This is a genomic window from Aeromonas sp. 130281 (assembly GCF_056642115.1).
This window is the reverse complement of the sequence record NZ_JBWVQS010000018.1, coordinates 1-2,930: the sequence shown is the minus strand read 5'-3', so window position 1 is coordinate 2,930 and position 2,930 is coordinate 1. Positions and strand designations below refer to the sequence as shown.

The following is a 2,930-nucleotide window of genomic DNA, read 5'->3' as shown; positions in this document are numbered from 1 at the left end:
AACACTTCTTGGGTGTTGTATGGTTAAGCCTCACGGGTAATTAGTATGGGTTAGCTCAACACGTCGCCGCGCTTACACACCCCACCTATCAACGTTGTGGTCTCCAACGGCCCTTTAGGACCCTCAAGGGGTCAGGGATGACTCATCTCAGGGCTCGCTTCCCGCTTAGATGCTTTCAGCGGTTATCGATTCCGAACTTAGCTACCGGGCAGTGCCACTGGCGTGACAACCCGAACACCAGAGGTTCGTTCACTCCGGTCCTCTCGTACTAGGAGCAACTCCCTTCAATCATCCAACGCCCACGGCAGATAGGGACCGAACTGTCTCACGACGTTCTGAACCCAGCTCGCGTACCACTTTAAATGGCGAACAGCCATACCCTTGGGACCGACTTCAGCCCCAGGATGTGATGAGCCGACATCGAGGTGCCAAACACCGCCGTCGATATGAACTCTTGGGCGGTATCAGCCTGTTATCCCCGGAGTACCTTTTATCCGTTGAGCGATGGCCCTTCCATTCAGAACCACCGGATCACTATGACCTACTTTCGTACCTGCTCGACCTGTCCGTCTCGCAGTTAAGCTGGCTTATGCCATTGCACTAACCTCCTGATGTCCGACCAGGATTAGCCAACCTTCGTGCTCCTCCGTTACTCTTTGGGAGGAGACCGCCCCAGTCAAACTACCCACCAGGCACTGTCCGCGAGCCCGATTCAGGGCCCTGCGTTAGAACATCAAACATACAAGGGTGGTATTTCAAGGACGGCTCCAGCGCAACTGGCGTCACGCCTTCAAAGCCTCCCACCTATCCTACACATGTAGGTTCAATGTTCAGTGCCAAGCTGTAGTAAAGGTTCACGGGGTCTTTCCGTCTAGCCGCGGGTACACCGCATCTTCACGGCGAATTCGATTTCACTGAGTCTCGGGTGGAGACAGCATGGCCATGGTTACACCATTCGTGCAGGTCGGAACTTACCCGACAAGGAATTTCGCTACCTTAGGACCGTTATAGTTACGGCCGCCGTTTACCGGGGCTTCGATCAAGAGCTTCGCTTGCGCTAACCCCATCAATTAACCTTCCGGCACCGGGCAGGTGTCACACCCTATACGTCCACTTTCGTGTTTGCAGAGTGCTGTGTTTTTGATAAACAGTCCCAGCCATCTGGTCACTGCGACTCCCAACTGCTCCATCCGCAAGGGACTTCACTGTCAAGAGCGAACCTTCTCCCGAAGTTACGGTTCTATTTTGCCTAGTTCCTTCACCCGAGTTCTCTCAAGCGCCTTGGTATTCTCTACCCGACCACCTGTGTCGGTTTGGGGTACGATGACTTGTAATCTGAAGCTTAGAGGCTTTTCCTGGAAGCAGGGCATCAATGGCTTCACCACCGTAGTGGCTTCGTCTCGTGTCTCAGTGTTGTGTCTCCGGATTTGCCTAGAAACACCACCTACGCACTTTCACCAGGACAACCGTCGCCTGGCCCACCTAGCCTTCTCCGTCCCCCCATCGCAATTACAAGTCGTGCAGGAATATTAACCTGCTTCCCATCGATTACGCCTTTCGGCCTCACCTTAGGGGTCGACTCACCCTGCCCCGATTAACGTTGGACAGGAACCCTTGGTCTTCCGGCGAGGAGGCTTTTCACCCCCTTTATCGTTACTTACGTCAGCATTCGCACTTCTGATATCTCCAGCATACCTCTCGATACACCTTCGCAGACTTACAGAACGCTCCCCTACCACTCACACATAAGTGTGAATCCGCGGCTTCGGTGCCTGGTTTGAGCCCCGTTACATCTTCCGCGCAGGCCGACTCGACTAGTGAGCTATTACGCTTTCTTTAAATGATGGCTGCTTCTAAGCCAACATCCTAGCTGTCTGAGCCTTCCCACATCGTTTCCCACTTAACCAGAACTTTGGGACCTTAGCCGGCGGTCTGGGTTGTTTCCCTCTTCACGACGGACGTTAGCACCCGCCGTGTGTCTCCCGGATATTACTTACTGGTATTCGGAGTTTGCATGGGGTTGGTAAGTCGGGATGACCCCCTAGCCCAAACAGTGCTCTACCCCCAGTAGTATTCGTCCGAGGCGCTACCTAAATAGCTTTCGGGGAGAACCAGCTATCTCCGAGTTTGATTGGCCTTTCACCCCCAGCCACAGGTCATCCCCTAACTTTGCAACGTTAGTGGGTTCGGTCCTCCAGTTGATGTTACTCAACCTTCAACCTGCCCATGGCTAGATCACCCGGTTTCGGGTCTACACCTTGCAACTAGACGCCCAGTTAAGACTCGGTTTCCCTACGGCTCCCCTATACGGTTAACCTCGCTACAAAATGTAAGTCGCTGACCCATTATACAAAAGGTACGCAGTCACCCCGAAGGGCTCCCACTGCTTGTACGTACACGGTTTCAGGTTCTATTTCACTCCCCTCACAGGGGTTCTTTTCGCCTTTCCCTCACGGTACTGGTTCACTATCGGTCAGTCAGGAGTATTTAGCCTTGGAGGATGGTCCCCCCATATTCAGACAGGATGTCACGTGTCCCGCCCTACTCGATTTCACATCAAGGTTGTTTTCGTGTACGGGGCTATCACCCTGTATCGCCGGCCTTTCCAGGACCGTTCCACTAACTTCCAAGATGCTTAAGGGCTAATCCCCGTTCGCTCGCCGCTACTGAGGGAATCTCGGTTGATTTCTTTTCCTCGGGGTACTTAGATGTTTCAGTTCTCCCGGTTCGCCTCGTTGCACTATGTATTCATGCAACGATACCTAGCTTATGCTAAGTGGGTTTCCCCATTCGGAAATCTGTGAGTAATAGCGTCTCTTACCGACTTCTCACAGCTTATCGCAGGTTAGTACGTCCTTCATCGCCTCTGACTGCCAAGGCATCCACCATGTACGCTTAGTCACTTAACCATACAACCCCAAGAAGTGTCG

The 2,930-nt window shown here is 53.1% G+C and carries 1 rRNA gene; it reads right to left on the bottom strand.

The features are described from left to right. Positions 1-19: 19 nt before the first annotated feature. A 23S ribosomal RNA gene (locus AC1IN8_RS21005) occupies positions 20-2,909 on the bottom strand. Positions 2,910-2,930 lie beyond the last annotated feature (21 nt).